General features: G+C 68.3%; 17 protein-coding genes. 11 read left to right on the top strand and 6 right to left on the bottom strand.

Translation table 11 applies throughout. The features are described 5' to 3' along the window. The 5 genes from ACTHL9_RS11600 to ACTHL9_RS11580 all read left to right on the top strand — a co-directional run. On the top strand, window positions 1–913 hold a 913-nt coding region (locus ACTHL9_RS11600; RefSeq protein WP_440519229.1), incomplete at its 5' end, for an HAD-IC family P-type ATPase. A 22-nt stretch (window positions 914–935) separates the two neighbouring features. Next, window positions 936–1,517, top strand: coding sequence for a K(+)-transporting ATPase subunit C (gene kdpC / locus ACTHL9_RS11595; protein WP_440519227.1), 582 nt, complete (start codon window positions 936–938; stop codon window positions 1,515–1,517). Window positions 1,518–1,532: 15 nt separating this feature from the next. Continuing rightward, window positions 1,533–4,052, top strand: coding sequence for a DUF4118 domain-containing protein (locus ACTHL9_RS11590; protein ID WP_440519226.1), 2,520 nt, complete (start codon window positions 1,533–1,535; stop codon window positions 4,050–4,052). A gap of 35 nt (window positions 4,053–4,087) precedes the next feature. Continuing rightward, complete coding sequence (locus tag ACTHL9_RS11585) at window positions 4,088–4,807, top strand: response regulator (protein ID WP_440519224.1); 720 nt, start codon at window positions 4,088–4,090, stop codon at window positions 4,805–4,807. Further along, a complete protein-coding gene (locus ACTHL9_RS11580) occupies window positions 4,804–5,646 on the top strand; it encodes an SDR family oxidoreductase (RefSeq protein WP_440519222.1) in 843 nt (280 codons plus the stop codon). Before ACTHL9_RS11585 ends, ACTHL9_RS11580 begins: the two co-directional genes overlap by 4 nt. Here the strand turns inward: ACTHL9_RS11580 and ACTHL9_RS11575 are convergent, their stop codons facing one another. Next, window positions 5,647–5,973, bottom strand: coding sequence for a hypothetical protein (locus ACTHL9_RS11575; RefSeq protein WP_440519221.1), 327 nt, complete (start codon window positions 5,971–5,973; stop codon window positions 5,647–5,649). A gap of 68 nt (window positions 5,974–6,041) precedes the next feature. On the opposite strand from ACTHL9_RS11575, the gene ACTHL9_RS11570 reads away from it, so the two are divergent. The 4 genes from ACTHL9_RS11570 (at window position 6,042) to ACTHL9_RS11555 (ending at window position 8,995) form a co-directional block, all read left to right on the top strand. Beyond that, window positions 6,042–6,893, top strand: a complete 852-nt coding sequence (locus ACTHL9_RS11570; protein WP_440519220.1) for a Rieske 2Fe-2S domain-containing protein — start codon at window positions 6,042–6,044, stop codon at window positions 6,891–6,893. A 102-nt stretch (window positions 6,894–6,995) separates the two neighbouring features. Next, the gene (locus ACTHL9_RS11565) at window positions 6,996–7,538 is read left to right on the top strand and encodes an ion channel (protein WP_440519218.1); all 543 of its coding nucleotides are present in this window, start codon (window positions 6,996–6,998) and stop codon (window positions 7,536–7,538) included. 54 nt (window positions 7,539–7,592) lie between these two features. Further along, window positions 7,593–7,973 (top strand): ArsR/SmtB family transcription factor, encoded by a 381-nt coding sequence (locus ACTHL9_RS11560; RefSeq protein ID WP_440519216.1) that lies wholly within the window; start codon window positions 7,593–7,595, stop codon window positions 7,971–7,973. Beyond that, a complete protein-coding gene (locus ACTHL9_RS11555) occupies window positions 7,970–8,995 on the top strand; it encodes a cation diffusion facilitator family transporter (protein WP_440519214.1) in 1,026 nt (341 codons plus the stop codon). The genes ACTHL9_RS11560 and ACTHL9_RS11555 overlap by 4 nt, the downstream gene beginning before the upstream one ends. A 4-nt stretch (window positions 8,996–8,999) precedes the next feature. On the opposite strand, the gene ku is transcribed toward ACTHL9_RS11555, so the two are convergent. From ku to ACTHL9_RS11535, 4 genes are all read right to left on the bottom strand, one after another. Next, on the bottom strand, window positions 9,000–9,878 hold the full coding sequence (ku, locus tag ACTHL9_RS11550) for a non-homologous end joining protein Ku (RefSeq protein WP_440519213.1): 879 nt from the start codon (window positions 9,876–9,878) through the stop codon (window positions 9,000–9,002). A gap of 54 nt (window positions 9,879–9,932) precedes the next feature. Further along, a complete protein-coding gene (locus ACTHL9_RS11545) occupies window positions 9,933–10,787 on the bottom strand; it encodes an alpha/beta hydrolase (protein WP_440519211.1) in 855 nt (284 codons plus the stop codon). 9 nt (window positions 10,788–10,796) lie between these two features. Beyond that, complete coding sequence (locus ACTHL9_RS11540) at window positions 10,797–11,354, bottom strand: hypothetical protein (RefSeq protein WP_440519210.1); 558 nt, start codon at window positions 11,352–11,354, stop codon at window positions 10,797–10,799. A 118-nt stretch (window positions 11,355–11,472) separates the two neighbouring features. Beyond that, on the bottom strand, window positions 11,473–12,246 hold the full coding sequence (locus ACTHL9_RS11535) for a DeoR/GlpR family DNA-binding transcription regulator (RefSeq protein ID WP_440519209.1): 774 nt from the start codon (window positions 12,244–12,246) through the stop codon (window positions 11,473–11,475). Window positions 12,247–12,323: 77 nt separating this feature from the next. On the opposite strand from ACTHL9_RS11535, the gene pdxA reads away from it, so the two are divergent. After that, on the top strand, window positions 12,324–14,630 hold the full coding sequence (gene pdxA, locus ACTHL9_RS11530) for a 4-hydroxythreonine-4-phosphate dehydrogenase PdxA (protein ID WP_440519208.1): 2,307 nt from the start codon (window positions 12,324–12,326) through the stop codon (window positions 14,628–14,630). On the opposite strand, the gene ACTHL9_RS11525 is transcribed toward pdxA, so the two are convergent. Next, the gene (locus ACTHL9_RS11525) at window positions 14,627–16,066 is read right to left on the bottom strand and encodes a DUF4386 family protein (protein WP_440519207.1); all 1,440 of its coding nucleotides are present in this window, start codon (window positions 16,064–16,066) and stop codon (window positions 14,627–14,629) included. The two genes, pdxA and ACTHL9_RS11525, sit on opposite strands and share 4 nt — an antisense overlap. A gap of 150 nt (window positions 16,067–16,216) precedes the next feature. On the opposite strand from ACTHL9_RS11525, the gene ACTHL9_RS11520 reads away from it, so the two are divergent. Next, window positions 16,217–17,295 (top strand): hypothetical protein (locus ACTHL9_RS11520; RefSeq protein ID WP_440519205.1); only part of this gene is annotated, 1,079 nt, incomplete at its 3' end.

Genomic DNA, 17,295 nt, shown 5'->3' with positions numbered 1-17,295 from the left:
CTCCTTCCGCAAAGGCGCGGCCTCCGCCGTCGCCCATTGGGTCCGCGAGCTGGGAGGCGACCTTCCGCCCGGGGTGCGCGACGACGTCGATGCGATCGCGCGCGACGGCGGCACGCCGCTTGTGGTCGCGATGTCCGACGGCGCAGATCAGGTGAGCGGGCAGCAGAGACCTCGCGTCCTCGGTACCGTCCACCTGGCCGACGTGGTCAAGCCCGGCATCGCCGACCGCTTTGCCGCGCTGCGCCGCATGGGCATCCGCACCGTCATGATCACGGGCGACAATCGGCTCACCGCCGCGGCGATCGCCAAGGAGGCCGGCGTGGACGACTATCTCGCGGAGGCCACTCCGGAGGACAAGCTCACGCGGATCAGGCAGGAGCAGAACGCGGGCCAGCTCGTCGCCATGACAGGCGACGGAACGAACGACGCCCCCGCCCTCGCCGCGGCCGACGTCGGCGTGGCGATGAACTCCGGCACCCAGGCCGCGAAGGAGGCCGCCAACATGGTAGACCTCGATTCCGACCCGACCAAGCTCATCGACGTCGTCGCGATCGGCAAGCAGCTGCTCATCACCCGCGGCTCGCTGACCACCTTCTCCGTGGCGAACGACGTCGCGAAATACTTCGCGATCATCCCAGCCCTGTTCGTGACGGTCTTCCCCGGCCTCAGCCTGCTGAACATCATGGGCCTGGCGAGCCCGAAGAGCGCCATCCTGGCCGCGGTCATCTTCAACGCGATCATCATCGTGCTGCTCGTCCCGCTGGCCCTCCGCGGGGTCCGCTACCGGCCCATGTCCGCACAGCAGGCGCTGCGCAGAAACCTGCTCATCTACGGCCTTGGCGGAATCATCGCGCCATTCATCGGCATCAAGATCATCGACCTGCTCCTGGCCGTCGTGCCGGGCCTGCACTGACCTCTGGATTGGGGAGATCCTCATGACCGCCTATCTGCGGCAGCTCGGCACCTCGTTCCGGTTCCTCGTCGTTGCGACCGTGCTGCTCGGCGTGCTCTACCCGCTCGTGATGTTCGGCGTCGGACAGGCCGTGGCGTCCGCCCAGGCGAACGGTTCGATCGCCCTGCTGAACGGCCAGGCCGCGGCCTCGACCCTCATCGTCCAGCCCGTGCCCGAGAAGGAGACCCGATTCTTCTTCCCCCGGCCCTCGGCGGTGAAGTGGCACCCCACGACCTCCGGCGCGAGCAACCTCGGCCCCTCGGATCCGGCGCTCGCCAAGGCCGAGGCGGATGCCCGCGCAACCGTCGCCGCCCGGGAAGGAGTCGCGCCCTCCGCAGTCCCGTTTGACGCCGTGACGGCCTCCGCGAGCGGGCTGGATCCGGACATCTCGCCCGCCTACGCCGCGCTGCAGGTCCCGCGCGTTGCGAACGCGACCGGATTGAGTGTCGCCGAGGTCCAGCAGCTGGTCTCGGATGCCACGAACAACTCGGTGCTGAGCCTGCTCGGCCAGCCCGCCGTGAACACGACCAAGCTCAACCTCGCCATTGCGGCAAGGCTCAAGTAGAGCAGAATCAGGAGCATGGACCGCGGGAGCCTCCGGATCTTCCTCGGCGCTGCCCCGGGCGTCGGGAAGACGTACGCGATGCTCGAGGAGGCCCACCTCCTCGCCACAGCGGGGACGGACGTGGTCATCGGCGTCGTCATGGACCACGGCCGGGCCGCCACCGCCGCGCTCGTCGAGGGACTCGAGGCGGTGCCGCTGCGTACGGTCGACTACCGCGGGACCCAGCTGCCCGAGATGGACGTCGACGCCGTCCTCGCGCGCGCCCCGCAGACAGCGCTCGTCGACGAATACGCCCACACCAACGCCCCCGGCAGCCGCCATACGAAGCGGTGGGAGGACGTCGACGAACTCCTCGAGGCCGGGATCGACGTCCTCACGACGGTGAACGTCCAGCACCTCGCCTCGCTCAACGACGTGGTCGAGTCCATCACCGGGACGCGGCAGCAGGAGGTGGTCCCCGACGCGATCGTGCGCAAGGCCGATCAGATCGAGCTCGTGGACATTCCGCCCGAGCTCCTGCGCCAGCGCCTGAGCTCCGGCCTTGTCTACGCCCCCGACAAGATCGACGCCGCCATGGCGAACTACTTCCGGCTCGGCAACCTCGCGGCGCTCCGCGAGATCGCCCTCATCTGGCTCGCCGACCGGGTCGACGAGGGCCTCGCCGAGTACCGGAAGCGGCACCGGATCGAGGAGACGTGGCCGGCGCGGGAACGAGTGGTCGTCGCACTCACGGGAGGCCCCGAGGGCGGGGCGCTCATCCGACGCGCGGCTCGCATCCTCTCACGGGTGAGCGGCGGAGACCTGCTCGCCGTGCATGTCCGCACCCCCGACGGGCTCGCCGAGGGCACCGAACAGGACCTCGCCGCCCAGCGGAAGCTCGTTGAGGACCTCGGGGGCAGCTACCAGCAGCTCGCCGGCGACGACATCGCCTCGAGCCTGCTCGACTACGCCCGAAGCGTCAACGCGACCCAGATCGTCGTGGGCGTCTCCCGCCACACCCGCCTGCAGCAGCTTTTCGGCCGCGGCGGCGTGGGCACCGCCGTCGTCCGTGATTCAGGCGAGATCGATGTGCACATGGTGACCCACTCGCTCGCGGGACGGGGGCCGAGATTCCGCCTCACTCCGGTCCTCGGCCGCACCCGGACCATCGTCGGCTACGTCCTCGCGTTCGTGGTGCCGATCCTCATGACGGCGGCGCTCCTGCCCTTCCCCGAGCTCAACCTCACCACGCACGCCCTCGCGCACCTCTGCGCAGTCGTGGCCGTCGCCTTTATCGGCGGTCTCTGGCCCGCAGTGGTCGCGGCCGTCTTCGACTCCCTTCTCCTCAACTACTTCGTCACGCCGCCGATCGGCACCCTCACGATCGACGATCCCCAGAACTTCTTCGCCCTCGTGGTGTTCCTCGCGGTCGCCGTCGCATTCTCGCTCGTGGTGGGTGTCTCCTCCCGCCGGTCGAGGGACGCAGCCCTTGCCCGCGCCGAGGCGGGCACCCTGAGCGAATTGGCCCGCGGCTCGCTGGCCCGAGACCAGAGCGTAGAGGACTTCCTCGAGCAGCTGCGGGCCGAATTCCGGCTCGACGCGGCGAGTCTCCTGCGGGAAGGCCACGGGACCTGGAAGGTCGATTCGGCAGCTGGCACTGACGCCCCCGCCACGCCGGATGAGGCCGACGGCGCCGACCCCCTGGGCAGCGGCCTCACCCTCGCATGGAGGGGCCGGGCCCTCAGCGGCAGCGAGCGGCGGCTCATGGCGGCCTTCGAGGCGCACCTCACCGCGCTCCTCGAGCGCCAACAGCTCTCGCTGAGCCTTGGCGAGACGGTCAAGCTCGGCGAGGCGAACCGGATCCGCACCTCGATCCTGCGCGCAGTCTCGCACGACCTCCGCACGCCCCTGGCCGGCATCCGGCTCGCCGCGACCGCCCTGCGCCGACAGCGCGGCAAGACGACTCCGGAGGAACAGGCCGAGATGCTCGAGACCATTGACGTCTATTCCAACCGGCTCGAGAGCCTCGTGGCGAACCTCCTCGACATGTCCCGCATCGACAGCTCAGCCGTTTCCGTGCTCCACGAGCCCGTCACCTGGCTCGACGTCGTCTCCGAGGTCCTCGTCGAGCTCCCTCCCCATGCGGTGCGCGTGGATCTGGCCCCCAACCTTCCGGCGCTCGACGGCGACCGCGGCCTGCTCGAGCGGGCCCTGGCGAACATCGTGGGGAACGCGGTCAAGTACGCGGCCGGAAGCGACATCGTCATCGTCGCGACCACCGGCGGACTCCTCGCCCCCGGCATCGGCGACCAGCCCGTGAGCGAACTGCGCGTGATCGACCACGGCACAGGAGTTCCCGCAGACCGCGTCGTCGCGATGTTCCAGCCGTTCCAACGTCTCGGGGACGAGGCGAATGGGCCGGGGATCGGGCTGGGCCTGGCCGTCGCGAAGGGCTTCATTGAGGCCATGGACGGGGAGCTCCTCGCCGAACCGACCCCAGGCGGCGGCCTGACCATGGTCATCCGGATGCCGCTGTACTCTGGGCCGCGGGACTAGGCTCCGGGCCGCGGGACCAAGTGAGTGAGGGAGACATGAAGCGCGTACTCGTGGTCGACGACGAGCCGCAGCTCCTGCGCGCCCTGCAGATCAATCTGCGCGCCGAAGGCTACGCGGTAGCGGTAGCGTCGAATGGCACCGAGGCACTCCATATCGCGGCCTCGAAGCCGCCGGACGTGCTGGTCCTGGACCTCGGGCTCCCGGACATGGACGGCTCCGAGGTCATCCGCGGCATCCGCGGCTGGTCTGACATGCCGATCGTGGTGCTCTCGGCCCGCCACGGTTCTTCCGACAAGGTCGAGGCCCTCGACGCGGGCGCGGACGACTACGTGACCAAACCATTCGGCCTCGACGAGCTCCTGGCCCGCCTCCGGGCGGTCGAACGACGGTCTGCGCACTCCGCAGCGGGAGGCGTGATCGATGCCGGCGACCTCGTCATCGACCTCGGGGCAGCGACCGTGACCCGCCACGGCGAACGGGTCCACCTCACGCCCCGCGAATGGGGCGTCCTGCAGATGCTCGCGGCCAACCGCGGCAATCTGGTCACCCAGCGCCAGCTGCTCCAGAATGTCTGGGGCCCCGCCTACAGCGACGAGACACAGTACCTCCGCGTCTACATGGCGCAGCTGCGGCGCAAACTCGAATCGGACCCCGGGAACCCCCGTCACCTCATCACTGAAGCCGGGCGAGGCTACCGCTTCGAGGCCGAGCCCACCGGCTCCATTCAGCCTTCCGGGCGTACCATCCACCCATGACCACGCCTCCCCCGCTCGCCATCACCGGCGTCACCGGCACCGTCGGCAGCCAGGTCGCCGGGATCCTCGCCGAGGCAGGATTCCCGCTCCGCCTCCTCGCTCGGACGCCGGCGAACGCGCCCGAGCTGCCGGGCGCCGTCGTCCTTCCGTGCGACTACGGCGACCGTGCGCTCTGCGAGCGCTCGTTGGAAGGGGCCGAGACGCTGTTCATGGTGTCGGGCAGGGAGAACGAGGACCGTCTCGGCGAGCACAAGGCGTTCATCGACGCCGCGCAGGCGGCGGGCGTCCGGCAGATCGTCTACACCTCGTTCATGGGGGCCGCGCCGGACGCGGTCTTCACGCTCGCGCGCGACCATTTCCACACTGAAGAACACATCAAAGCCGCAGGAATCGACTACACGTTCCTGCGCGACAACATCTATCTCGACTTCCTCGAGCCCTTCGGCGGCCCGGAGGGAATCATCCGCGGCCCCGCAGACGAGGGGCGGGTTTCAGCGGTGGCGCAGGCCGACGTCGCTCGCTCGGCAGCAGCGATCCTCGAGGACCCGAGAGCGCACGCGCAGACTGCGTACACGCTCACGGGCCCCGAAGCTCTCACGCTCACCGAAGCTGCGACGATCATCGCGAAAGCCCGCAACCGGCCTTTCCGCTTTCAGAACGAGACCGTTCCGGAGGCCTACGAATCGCGAAAGAAGTGGCCAGCACCGCAGTGGCAATACGACGCCTGGGTCTCCACCTACACCGCGATTGCGGCGGGCCAGCTAGCCGGGGTGACGGACGACGTCGAACGCCTCACCGGCCGCCGAGCCCTCAGCCTCGCCGAGCTGCTCGCCGGTTGACTACTGCTCTTCGCCGTAGTGGGCCGGGTCGTCGCTCGCGTCGCCGCCCTTGATGTCGGCGTCCGGCACGTCGATCCCGGCCATCGCCTGGTCGATGTTCGTCATGTCACGCGGCACATCGTCCTTCTGCGGCATGTTCCCATGCGCTTGCTCACGGATGAGCTGCTCTTCCTCGGAGAAGCGAATGTCGTTCGCCTGATCGGCGGAATCACGCGGCTCGTCGTACGGGTTGCCTGGCTTGTACTCGTTCTCAGCCATGCCCTCGTCGTTGTTCAGCTCGTTCTCGCTCATGCCCGGCCAGTACCCCGCGGGGGCTGGGTCAATCATTGCTTCGTGGGTAACGTGCTGTTATCTCTGTCCGCCAGTTGTCTCTGTCCGCAGCACAGGAGGACGCAATGAACGTATTGGACGACGCCGTCACCCGCCTCGAGCGGTGGTCATTCCTCGACACGATCGGGGAACCGGTCCGCAAAGTCACCCAGGCCGCACTCAAGCCGCGACTGGTCCGGAATCTCCTCAGCGGCATCCCGACCGGGCACCCGCTGCATCCGGTCCTCACCGACATCCCGATCGGCGCCTGGAGCATGGCCTCGCTGCTCGACCTCGCCGGCGGGGAGTCCTCGGAGAAGGCCGCCGACGTCCTCGTTGCCGCGGGACTGGTGGCCGCCGTCCCAACCGCTGCGGCCGGCCTCAACGATTGGGCCGACACGTTCGACGGCGCTGGCCGCATCGGCGTCGCTCACGCGACCCTCAATGTGACGGCGCTCGGCTTCTACGGCGTCTCCCTTGTGGCCCGGAAGGCCGGGATGCGCCGCACCGGCAGCGGCTTGGCCCTCGCTGGCCTCGGAATCCTCCTCACGAGCGGCTACCTCGGCGGGCACCTCGCCTACTCGAAGGGCATCAAGGTCAGCCGCACGGCCTGGCACGAGGGCCCCACCGAGTGGACCGACGCCCTCGCCGAGAGCGACCTCGAGGACGGCAAGCCGAAACTCGCCAAGGTGGGCGACGTCCAGGTCATGGTGATCCGCGACGGCGGCCGCATCGTCGCGCTCGACAACGTCTGCACGCATGCGGGCGGCTCCCTCAACGAGGGCACCATCGAGAACGGCTGCGTCACGTGCCCCCTGCACGGCAGCCAATTCCGTCTTGCCGACGGCGCCGTGGTGCGCGGGCCGGCTGCCGCTCCCGAGCCCAGCTACGAAGCAAGGGTCGACGACGGCCGCGTGCTTCTGCGGGCACGGCACTAGGCCGCGGGAACGCACCTTTGATACGAGGACGCACCTTTCACGGGGTTGAAAGGTGCGTCCTCGCAGGTAACGTCCGTTCTCGGTGTGAGTTCGTTTCTTCACGTGAAAAGCCGCCCACGCTTCCAGACGTACTCCACACTCGTGCGGCGCACCGCGTCGTCACCCATCCTCTGGGCCGTGGTCCTCGCCGTGGGCTGGGCTCGGTTCCTGTCCGACCCGATCCGCGAAGACCCGCCCGTGGCCGATCCCATCGAGGCCGCGGTCTATTTCGTCGGAATCATCCAGTGGACGTGGATGGCGGTCTCCGTCGGGAGGACGAGCGGACAGCCGCTCTGGCGCGTGCTCGTCACCCTGGCCAACGCGTTCCTGTTCCTGCTGCTCGGCTTCTCCTACGCGTACTGGGCCATCGGCGAAGCGGCAAACTTCGCGGGCGGCCCCCTGTCCAAGCTCGATGCCGTCTACTTCACGCTCGGGACTCTGACGACGGCGGGGACGGGCACCATCTCCGCGGTCGGCGCCCTCAGCAGGGCAACGGTCTCGCTCCAAATGGCACTCGATATTGCCTTCACGGCATTCGCCCTCGCGTTCGCCGTCACTCGGCTGAACGCCGAAACCCCAGCAAACGGACCAACCCCTCGTCTTTAGCCGTGGGTTTCGTCCGTTACGCGAGGTCTGGGGGCTAGCGCGTAGTATCTGCGTATGAATGCAGATAGGCAGAGGTGTGGGCGGAGCCTCGACTCCCCCTACGTCGAGCTCGCCGTCGAAGTGTTCTCGATGCTCGCCGACGCCACGCGCGTGAGGATCATCCTTGCTCTTCGCGAGCACGACGAGCTGACGGTGAACAGCCTCGCGGAAGCGGTCGGCAAAGCCCCGGCTGCTGTGTCGCAGCATTTAGCGAAGCTCCGGTTGGCCCGGATCGTCTCCTACCGCCAGGACGGGAATCGGGCCTATTACCGGCTGGCCAATGAACACGCCTCGCAGATGGTGTCTGACGCGATCTTCCAGGCCGAACACTCCCTCGGCGGCATCCCCCGCCACCACCACACCGACGCTGACCGACCTGAGGGCGCCACAGCATGAGCTCGACGCATTCGCATCACGAGAACACCCACACCCATGAGCACGGGCACGACCATCCCCATGACCATGACCACGACCACCATCACGGGACGGGTTGGAAGGCCACGCTCAAGGAGTTCTTCGTCCCCCATACCCACGATGCCGCCGACTCCATCGACGACGCCCTCGAGGCAAGCCATGAGGGTGTGCGCGCCCTGAAGATCAGCCTCTTCGGGCTGCTTGCCACGACGGTGCTGCAGTTCGTCGTGGTCCTCATCAGCGGCTCGGTCGCCCTGCTCGCCGACACGGTGCACAACTTCTCCGACGCGCTCACCGCGGTGCCGCTGTGGATCGCGTTCATTCTCGCGCGCCGCCCGGCGACCAAGCGCTACACCTACGGGTACGGACGCGCCGAGGACTTGGCCGGACTGTCGATCATCATCGTCGTGGCCCTGTCCGCCATCGTCGCCGCGTGGCAGTCGATCGAGCGCATCCTCAATCCGCAGCCGATCGGCAATCTGTGGTGGGTCGCGGCGGCTGGCGTGATCGGCTTCGCGGGGAACGAGGCAGTGGCGATGTATCGGATCAAGGTCGGCCGGCGCATTGGCTCCGCGGCGCTCGTCGCGGACGGCATTCACGCCCGCACCGACGGTTTCACGTCGCTCTCCGTGGTGGTAGGAGCGATCGGCGTCATGCTCGGATTCCCGCTGGCAGACCCGATCGTGGGCCTGCTCATCAGCGCCGCGATCTTCGTCCTGCTGTGGGGCACGGTCAAGAGCCTCGGACGGCGGCTCATGGATGCCATCGAGCCCGATCTTGTCCACCGGGCCGAGCACGCGCTCGAGGACACCCCTGGAGTCCTGGGCATCGAGAAGCTCCAGCTGAGGTGGATCGGCCACCGGATCCACGGGACCGCCGTCGTCATGATCTCCCCAGACTCCACGGTGACCCACGCAGACGGAATCCGGCGCGAAGCCCATCACCGCCTCGAGCACGCGCTGCCGAACGTCGAGGACATCACAATAGCCGTGGCGCCCAGCTGAGAGCTCAGCCTGCGCTGCGGGTCCGCTTCTTCGGAGCCGGCTTCTCCTCCGGAGCCTCCTCCTTCTCCTCGCCGTCCTTGGCGGCCTTCGCGCCCTTCCGCCGGTTCTCGACGCTGCGTCGGAGCGCTTCCATGAGGTCGAGAACCTCGGCGCCTCCGCCCTCTTCCTCGGGGGCCTCGCCGAAGGTCGCCTCCGTGTCCACGGATTCGCCCTGCTCGAGTTTCGCCTCGACGAGCTGGCGCAGCTGCAGCTGATATTCGTCAGTGAATTGCTCGGGCGTGAAATCGGTCGAGAGGCTTTCCACGAGCGACGAGGACATCTTGAGCTCCTTGTCCGAGATCTTCACCGCCTCGGACAGAATCGGGAATTCGGCCTCGCGCACCTCGTCCTGCCACAGCATCGCCTGCAGCACCATGACATTTCCCCGAACGCGCAGCGCCCCCAGGCGGCTCTTCTGCCGCAGGGCGAATTTCACGACGGCGGTCAGTTCCGTCTGCTCGAGGGTCTGCCTGAGGAGTTGGTAGGGCTTGGCACCGACCTTTTCGGGCTCGAGGTAATAGCTCTTCTCGAAGAGCATCGGGTCGATCTGATTGTCGGGCACGAACTCGACGACCTCGATCTCGCGGCTCTTTTCGACGGGCAACGACTCGAGGTCCTCGTCCGTGAGCACCACGGTTCGGCCGCCCTCCTCGTACGCCTTGTCGATATCGCCGTATTCGACCGTCTCCCCGCACACCTCGCATTTGCGCTGGTACCGGATCCGGCCCTTGTCCTTGTTGTGGACCTGGTGGAGCTTCAGGTCATGATCCTCGGTGGCGCTGTACACCTTCACAGGCACGCTCACCAAGCCGAAGCTGATGGCGCCCTTCCAGATAGACCGCATGTCCCCAGTGAACCGCACAATCAGGGGCTTGGCGAGAAGGCCGGTGCGGAAACTTCAGGCCTCCGCGGGCGCGAATTCCTGAATGAACTCGAGGGCGACGTCGGCGACCTCCCGCCACCCAGAATCGATGATGAGCGAGTGGCCGCGACCGGGAATCCGCTCGAGCCGCGTGACCCCGCTGTTCTTGGCCTGAATCCTGTAGCTGGCCTCGACGATGGCCGAGGGGACGGTGTTGTCATTCTCCCCGGAGATGAGCAGGAGCGGCCCGCGCGCGGAATTCTTGGTGTCCACCTTGGTCTCAGCGAAGGGATTGAGGTTCGCCGTTGCCGCTTGGAACAGGGGAACACCTGAGGCTGGAACGTGGTACCTGTCGTAGAGTTCGCGGGCCTCGGCCTCGTCAAGGTTGTTGGCCCACCCGTACACGAATTGTTCGAACGTCAGTGCCACTCCCTTGGTGAGGCTCCGCGGATGAGCCAAAATGGGCGCGGCGGATTTCAAGGACGACGGCGGCAGCGCCAGAACGCCTTGGAACGGCGCATTGTCGATCGACACCGTCGCTGACGCTCGGCCTTCGCCGGCAATCTTCTGCGCGATCAACCCGCCGAAAGAATGGCCGACGACCGCAGGCGAGTGCTGCAGCTCGGCAATGGCCTCGAGGTAATGCTCGGTGACCTGCCCGACCATCTTCCTGGCAAAAACCTCGGGGTGCTCCCGCGCTTCCTCCACGCTGCCCCGGTCGTCGGGCCACCCGGGCGCAATCGTGGCATAGCCGTTGTCCTCGAAGAGGCGCCGCCAACGGTCCCAACTGCTCGACAGGAGCCAGAGGCCGTGGACGAAGACCACGGCTCGGTGCCCGCTCGCATTGGCAGCAGCGATCTCGTCCCGCTCGGCTGACGTCAGGGTGCTCATGGCGTCACATCATTCCTGCCCGACCACCTCCACGTACAGGGGTCGGCCGCGCAGGCGACGGGCGAGCGAGCCATGCTTCACGACCCTGGGGACGTAGGCGTGCCCGTAAGGATCGCGCACCACGACCTTGCCATCTGGAACGCCGGCACGTTGAGCCACGACGCGGTCCACTCCATCAAGCCCTTGGCAATGCCAGACCTGACCCTGCGATGAGACGGTCCACGCCCGCTGGTCCCCCGGTGCCTCGAGGCTCAGCTCCTCGAAGAGCTCAGCAAGGAAGTCCTCTCGCGACTCGGGGAACCGCCGCAGGATCCGATGCAGTTCGGGGGCGACTTCGCGTTGGCGCCGCAGATGCTCCCACAACGTCTCGTGGGCTATCATCCCGATCTGACGGCTCACGCGGAGACCACGAGCGTCGGGGTCCGCGAGCAGATGGAAGTACTCGCCGTGCCGGCCGATCACGCAGCGCGTGGAGCCGGGGTCCTCCCCCGATTCAGCCAGTTCGGCCTCCGAGGCGTAGAGGCGCAGAGCCCCGACGTCGTCCAGCAGCACCAACGGACCGTCCATTCCCATCTCCTCCGATCGCCAAGACCATCAGAGCACCGGGCAAGCTGGGCCGCCGTCGTCCTTAACGCAGCCCGAACGCGCGGGGACTGAATTTTGACGCCCTCTTTATGCGGGCCTCTCAGCCTCCCCTGGCGACCACTTCGACGGCGACTCCTGCGCTTCGGAAGAGCGCAAGCTGGTGTGGGTCGGCGCCGTCGTCGGTCACGAGAGTCCACGGCGTCTCGAGGCGGGCCCAGGCATGGAAGGGCCGTCGCCCGAGCTTGCCGGAGTTCGCCAGGACGTACACGTTGCGGCCCCTGCGCGCCATGAGCTCTTTGAGCCGAGTCTGACTGTGGTCTGCTTCGCAGATGCCGTCATCCGCGGTGACGGCGTCGGCGCCGAGGAAGACCCCGTCGAACGTCATCCGCTCGAGCGTCGCCTCGGCCAGAGGGCCCACGAACGACTGGCTGACGCTGCGGAAGCGGCCGCCCAGACAGTCGATTCGGATGCCGGGCGAGTCGGCAAGCTCCTCCACGACATTGAGCGCAGGCGTGGTGACGCTGACGTCCTCGTGACCCCGAAGAATGTGAGCGAGGGCCCCGACCGTCGATCCGCCGTCGAGCAGGATCGACTCCCCCGGCTGGACCAGCGCGGCCGCCCACTGGGCGATGGCCTGCTTCTCCTCGAAGGCCTCGCCGATCCGCTGCCGCAGGGAAGCCTCGGGATGCGCGCCAATGGCGAGCGCGCCGCCGTACGTGCGGGCGAGCTTGCCCTGTTCGTGCAGCAGGGCAAGGTCGCGGCGGATGGTGGAGGCGGTCACATCGAACCGCCGGGACAGTTCCTCCACCGAGGCGAGCCCCGCGGTGGCCGCCAAGCGGTAGATCTCGTCTCGTCTGGCCTTCGCCGTTGTCATCCGAGTTCCTCCGGCCTCTTGCGCGACCGCGCAAAGAACACTGCGCGTTTCACGCAAGTCTGTCATGCTTGAGGGTGATGCTGCCCTCACCCACGGTCCTCGTCCAGGCGGACGACTTCTCCGGCGCCGCCGAAGTCGGCCAACAGTTCGCCGCTCGGGGCTTCTCCACGCGGATCACGCTGACGACGGCGGAGGCGCCCCTTCCGCATTCGGCTTGCGGTGGGTGCGAGGTCGCCGTCGTGGACACGCACACTCGCGGCGTCTCCGCACCAGCCGCGAGCGCCGCTGTGAAGACGGTGGTGAAGTCCGCCCTCGCCCACCTCTGCGGCAGAGCGCTCATCTTCAAGAAGACCGATTCGCTGTGGCGGGGAAACCTAGGACCAGAGCTGACCGCGCTCGGGGAACTCGGCTACCACGTGGTGCTGGCCGGCGCCCTCCCGGCTCTGAAGAGGACCGTCATGGGGTCCAAGCCATTCGTGGAGGGCCGAACGCTCCTCAGCTCCGGGCTCTGGAACGCCGAATCCCGCCGACCCCCGGAGGACTTGGTCGAGCTCTTCCCCGCAAGCACCCACATCCGGTTCGTCCAGCTCGCCGAAGTCCGCTCCGCCGACTTCACCGGGCGGCTCAAGGACGCGCTTCGCGGCACGGTTCCCGTCATCGCCGTCGTGGACGGGGAGACCGAGGCCGACCTCGCCGCCGTCGTCAACACAATCGCGGGGCTCGACTTCTTCTCAGACCGCCCTGTTGCCCTCGCGGGGACGGGCCAACTGGCAGGCCTCTTGGCCCACCGCCTGGCCGAGGAAGCTGCGCAGACTGCGCAATTTCCCCCCGACCGCGCCCCGACGTCCAGGGTGACCAGCCGCCCGGGTGCGGTTCTCGCGATCGTCGGCTCCGCCTCCCCAGTAGCCCGGCGGCAGGTAGGGCATCTCGCCGAGGCGGGGTTCGACGTCGTCGACCTCCCCTCAGGAAAGGAAGAGGCGGAGAGCATCCGTGAAGCCCTCGCCGAAGGCCGGTCTATCGCGCTCACGGTCGCGGGCGCGATAGACCCCGCCCGCTCCGGCGAGATCGTCGCCCACCTCGCGCGCCTGACCAGGGAGGTCCAGAAGGACCTTCGAACGGACCTCATCCTCACCGGTGGGGAAACCGCCCGCGAAGTCCTGGATGCCCTCGGCATCTGCTCGCTTGTCCCGCACACCGCGGTCCAGCACGGCGCCGTGGTCAGCACGGCCGACGACGGCAGGCTCGTCGCCACGAAGCCTGGCAGCTTCGGGGACCCACTCGCCTTGGCCGAGCTCTACCGGGCGATCCAGCTGTGCCGGGCGACCCAACAAAAAGAAGAAACTCCGGAGGTCCGCATGACGAACGAGAACGATGACAGGCCCTTCCTCGCCGTCACCATGGGCGACGGCGCCGGCGTCGGACCTGAAGTCACGGTAGGCGCCCTGACCCACCCGGGCGCCTATGCGGACAGCCGGCCGGTGGTGATCGGCGACGCCCCCCGGCTGCGCCTCGCGGCGGAGGCGCTCGGCGCCACCCCCGAGATTGCCACGGTCCATGCCGTCAATGAAGCGGTCTTCACCCCGAACCGGATCAACGTCATCGACCCGGAACTCCTGCCGGAGGACCTCCCGTGGGGACAGGAATCCGCCAAGGCGGGCAACGCCGCGTTCCACTACGTGAGGATCGCGTGCGAGCTCGCGATGGCCGGCAAGGTCCAGGGCATCTGCACCGCCCCGCTCAACAAGGCGGCCCTCCACAAGGCCGGGCACATCTTCCCGGGCCACACGGAATTGCTCGCCCACTTCATGGGAGTGGACGAGGTGTCCATGATGCTCTCGACCCCCAAGGTGAAGGTCATCCACGTGACCACGCACGTCGGCCTGGTGGACGCGATCCGCATGATCGAGCCGGGGCTGGTCGAGCGCACGGTCCGTCGCGGAGCCGAGGCCATGAAGCGCGCTGGAGTTGCCGAGCCGAGGATCGGAGTCTGCGCCATCAACCCGCATGCCGGGGAGAACGGCCTCTTCGGCTATGGCGAGGAGGAGGAGAAGATCGTCCCGGCCATCGAGCGGCTCCGGGCCGACGGCATCGATGCCCGGGGGCCGCTTCCCGCCGACACCGCCTTCTTCCTCGCCGGGCGCGGCGACTACGACCTGATCGTTGCTATGTACCACGACCAGGGCCACGGCCCCGTCAAGGTCCTGGGCATCGAGGAGGGCGTGAACATCACGGTGGGCCTCCCCGTGATCCGCACCTCGGTGGACCACGGCACGGCGTTCGACATCGCGGGCCAAGGCATCGTGGATGTCCGCAGCATGATTGAGGCACTCCGGCAGGCCGCGGAGATGTCCCCGCGCCTGCCTGTCGGGAGCGGGCCGGCCTAGAGCCGCCCGACCTGCTCCGAAGCTGGCGCGAGGTCGAATTCGTCATCCGGCATCCTGAGGAGCACATACGCGGCTGCCGCGAAGCCGAAGGCAGTCATGCCCCACCCGAGGAGGTCGAGGGGATGGTTGCCGGTCATGGCGCTGAGGAGGTGGATCGGCTGCGATACAGCCAGGGTCCACGCGATCCATGATGGGACGGAGCGGGAGCGCCACAGCGCCATGCCGAGCAGGATGGTGCCGATGAGGTGGCCGAAGACGAAGACTCCCACGAGCGCGCCCGCCTGGGGCAGGGACTGCACGGCGTTTGCCACGTCGTAGGCGAAGCCGGCGTCGGCCTTGTGCTGCGCGGCCAGTAGGGTGATCACGTTCGGGGTCTGCCCCTGGCCGGCGAGGGCGATGAACCCGGGCACGGCCAGGAACGCGCCGATGGTCGCCAGAACGGGTGCGCGCCGTCGGCTGATCCAGACGACGGCGAGGGCCCCGCAGATCGCCGTCGGCGCCAGGAGCAGCCCGGACCAGAGGGCGACGGCGTCGAAGGTCTGGTGTGCGAGGGACTGCTCGAACACGGTGCGGGCATCGTCCAGAGTGTTATAGGGCAGAGCGAAGCGCAGGACGGCGATCACCACAGCCGTGACCGGCGCCGTGGCCGCGAGCAGGACTCGCCAGACCGACCGCGCGTCGAATCCCGACTCGGCTGAGAACGGCGCAGGTTCGGGCTTCGGGCCGAGCGGGGGAAGATCGAAGTCCTGGTTCCGTGTGCGCCAGAGGGCCACGGACGCCCCGGCGCAACCGACACCTGTCGCCGCCCAGGAGAGGGCGCCGCCGATGCTGCCCGGGATCAGGACGTGGGCTATGCCCGAGACCGCCAGCAGCGCGCCCGTCCATCGTGGTGCGAGGGGGGTCCGCCACAGAGCGATTCCGAGCACGAGCAGGCCGGCCGCCTGCGCCAGAAGGAAGCCCAGCAGCGCGGCGACGGCAGCAGGGTGCTCGGCGACCAGCTGGGCCAGCTGCACGGCGGATTGCGGATCGAGCCCGTCGCGTGCGGCGACGTAGAGGATGGGGCTTGTATCTGCGAGGTCGAGCGCGAGGGAGAAGCCGGCAAGGGTCAGCAGCCCGCCGACCAGTGTCAGCCGCGGTGCGGCCCTACGGGTCGCCCACCCGACCGCGATGACCGCGGGGACGGCTGTCAGGACAGCGAGGACGCCCATCCACAGGGAGAAGTCTGCCTGTCCGAGATGGGCGGCGTAGGCCGTGAGCTGCTGGTCCGGGGTGTCTTGAGGGGAGCCAGGTGCAGAGCCGATCTCGAGCGCAAGCGCAACCCCCGGCAGGGGAGCGACGATGGCAAGTGCGCGTCGCCAGAACGTGCGCAGGTCCCGAGCGCGCTCGGGAGCGGACCGGGCTGACGCGATCGCTGAAGAGTCTTCCTTCGATGTCATGATTCGCCCCTTCTGGATGGCTCCCTCGTCAGGGAAGCAGTACTTCCAGCGTCCGGCGCGCTCGAACACGGGGCATGGTGGCAGGCACGGGTCCTTTCCTCCGTGCCTGCACGGATGGCCGCCGGCCGCGGCCGAGCCTACGCTTGATGCGTGTGGCGCGTGCGCAGCCTGGGTTGGGGCGCCACGGCCGCGGCCGTGGCCCTCTTGATCGGCGGCGTCATCCTTGCGCTCAGGACGGGCATGCCCGAGGACGCGTCCATCGCGGGAGCTGCCGTTGCCTTGGCGGTCCCGCCTCTGGTGCTCGGGTGGTTCGTGATGCGCCGTGCGCCAGCGAGCGTCGTCGGATCCCTCCTGTGCCTCTTCGGCGTTCCGCCCGGGCTCATCGCCTTCGCGGGCCTCTACCAAGACACCGTCGCCCGTCGCCCGGGAGCATTGCCCGTCTGGGACCTCGTGGTGACCCTCATGCCGGGCCTGTGGATGTGGATCTACGTCGCGCCGGCGTTGCTCATGCTGTACTTCCCGACCGGGCGGCTGCTCTCGCCGGGGTGGCGACGGGTGGTCTGGGCTGTGCTGATCCTGCCGGTCGCGTTCGAGGTCGTCGCCGGCATGAGCCCCGACCCGTTCCCTGCGCCGTTCACCCACAGCGCGCACGTGTTCGGGAGCCCATCCGAGATCTGGTTGGCGCCCTACCTGATCATGGCCTTCGCGCTGCTCTTCGCCTGGCTCGGAGTACTGGCGACCAGCGCGTCCGCCCTCATCCTGCGGTACCGGCGTTCGCAGAGCACCATCGAGCGCGCCCAGCTGAAGTGGTTCGCCCTCTCCGCCGGGACTCTCCCGGCGACGCTCCTGCTGTGCTGGATCAGTTACCTCGCCCTTGGAGGGCCAGCCCTGGTCGGTCTGGGACTGGCCGCCATGTGGATCGCCGTTCCGGCGGCCACGGCCACTGCTGTGCTAAGGCATCGGCTCTACAACGTCGAGCAGCTTACGAGCGCGGCCCTCACCTACGGCGCCATGACGGTCGGGCTCCTGATCGTCTACACCGCAGTGACCACCGCCGCCGGGATCGCCGTCGGGGGCGCGTCTCCGCTGGTCGCAGCGCTCACGACGGCGGTCGCCCCCCCCGCGCTAGCACCCCAGCGCAACCGCCTGCGCACCGCCGTCGACCCCTGGGTGTACCCGGCGCGGACGAAGACGCACGAGGCGATAGCCCAACACGCCTCCCCCACCCA

Source organism: Sinomonas sp. (assembly GCF_051955515.1).
Lineage (GTDB): Bacteria > Actinomycetota > Actinomycetes > Actinomycetales > Micrococcaceae > Sinomonas.
This window is presented reverse-complemented; position numbering and strand designations above follow the sequence as displayed.